Origin of the sequence: Anaerorhabdus sp. (assembly GCF_036641015.1) — a bacterium.
GTDB lineage: Bacteria > Bacillota_I > Bacilli_A > Erysipelotrichales > Erysipelotrichaceae > Anaerorhabdus.
The window spans coordinates 1-2,134 of the sequence record NZ_JAVWFO010000102.1 but is presented as its reverse complement, the minus strand read 5'-3'; the positions used below and the strand labels follow the sequence as shown (position 1 = coordinate 2,134).

Genomic DNA, 2,134 nt, shown 5'->3' with positions numbered 1-2,134 from the left:
CTGTGATTTTGAGCTTGCAATTGATCTTTTTGATTTTGGGTTATGCATTGCAGATATGATTTTGATAATTAAAAAACCGCCGTGAGGCGGTTTAATTAATATGCTTAAAGAACAGTTTTAATTAATGAATTTTCAGGTAACTTATTAATTTGATCTTTATGACTTATATGTAAATTTGATGCTATCCAATTTTTATCTTTGAGTTCAACTTTATGTATATAAGTGAAGTTAATGATCATTCGCTTAAGAAGATTAGTAACTAATAAGTTATTATCTTTTTCATCTTGGTATAACTCACGAATTTCAACTTTTGGTAATTTACCTAAACGTAGTTGAGATTGTATGAAAATCAAACGGTAAGCAGGATTGTCATTTTTAGAAATTATTTCATTAATAATAGGTTCTAAATAAGAACTAGCAGTTGATTTAGATATAAAATTAATCATATATTGGCAAATAGAATTACATATCTGAAAAATCATTTTCTCAGCAAGTTTTAATGCTTCATCATCAGAAATTAATTTTCTTTCCTTTATGATGGAAAGCATAAAATCCTTAACTTCGCTATCAGATTTTATAAAGATATCTAAGAAGAATGACAGAGATTTAAGTCCTAACACATAACTTTCTGTAATTAAACCTTGTAGTCTATCTTTCTGCAAAGATCCGTAATTATTTTTAGCAATCTGCCCTAATACCTCTAAGCATCTGAATGCAGAATTAGCATCTTGCATTTCATTAAACTCTAAGTTTTCTTTAATGTCATCTTTTGATATGTCTGTTTCAAAGTCCTCTAATGCGGTATCAATTGGATGATCATCACTTAGTTTATCTTTCTCTTTGAGTAGTTTATTTCTTTCAGAAAAAATATTTTTCTCTTCTAGTCGGATTAATTTCATCTCATTTTCTATAACATCTCTAAAATTATTATTAAAATAATGATTTTCAGATGCTGTGAGCTGATGAGGTGTTATTGATGAAAGAATCTTACTACCATGGCTTAGAATTTTTTCCAGAAACTCTGAACTTGTGGAATGGTGAACAAGAAATATTAAAATATTTGCGTAATGTTCTGTATGAATTCCATTACATAGTTTTTCTATAACGTCCGACATGTTATTTTGATTGTTTGCTATATATCTTGAGCAACAGAAGAAGTATATATATGGTTGAGAGAATAAATATTCATCTCTTTCATTTATATATAATATATTTGAGTTAAGTAAGATGGTTTCTATATCTTCTAATAGGATATAGCTTTCTTTATATTTTTCAATTGTTAAATATAAATAGGAGTTATTAAATTTATTTTTCTTGTCAGAAAATAGTTTAAATGACAAGAATGAGATAAAAGATAAAATGCTATCAAAATCTTGAGGTTTTACACCTGATTTATTTAATAAACCGAGTATTAATGTATTATAACAATGACCATATGAAGTAAGTGTAAAATCTCTTGATAGATTGATGTTATCCAAGGTCTGAATGATTGTTAAAATGTTGATAGGTTTAGAATCCATTACATTTTTTCTCAGTAATAGATCAAAATGATTAGCTAAAGTATCTACTTTTTGAATTAAATCATTATCATCACTGATGGCAATATTCTCGAGACCTATAGAATACCATTTTGTATATAACTCATTCCTTTTTACATGGCCAAAACTTTTTATCTCTAAAGTTTCGAAATTAGAATTTAAATGTTTAGCTCTGTCCCCAACAAAACTTTGCTTATCCACAAAGAAGATAATTTTCTTAAAATCGGAATGAATATTTTTGAAAAATTCTTCAATATATCGGTCATTTAGTTTGCAGTCTTGGAAATCGTCAATTATTAGAGCTAAGTTTTTATTAAAATCTTTGCTTATGTTGTATTTTTTTTTGAATACTCTTATAACCTCATCAGTTTGAGTGTGTTTTATTTCTTTTCCACTTAAAACTATTACATCATAATTATTCTTTAAATCTGCACAGTATTTTTTCACTAAGGTGGACTTTCCAGATTTTTCTGTTCCTAAAATATATTGGAAGTCAAATTGACTTAGAGATTTTTTTGAAGATATTTCTTTATATGTTATTGCTGGGCAGAGTAAAACTTGAAGTGCGACATAAACCACCTAATTAATTTAAAGGG

At 27.1% G+C, this 2,134-nt stretch carries 1 protein-coding gene; it reads right to left on the bottom strand.

Annotation, left to right across the window (positions count from 1 at the left end; translation table 11 throughout):
- Nucleotides 1–104 precede the first annotated feature (104 nt).
- Complete coding sequence (locus RR430_RS09270) at nucleotides 105–1,985, bottom strand: hypothetical protein (RefSeq protein ID WP_332509050.1); 1,881 nt, start codon at nucleotides 1,983–1,985, stop codon at nucleotides 105–107.
- Between the last annotated feature and the right edge of the window lie 149 nt (nucleotides 1,986–2,134).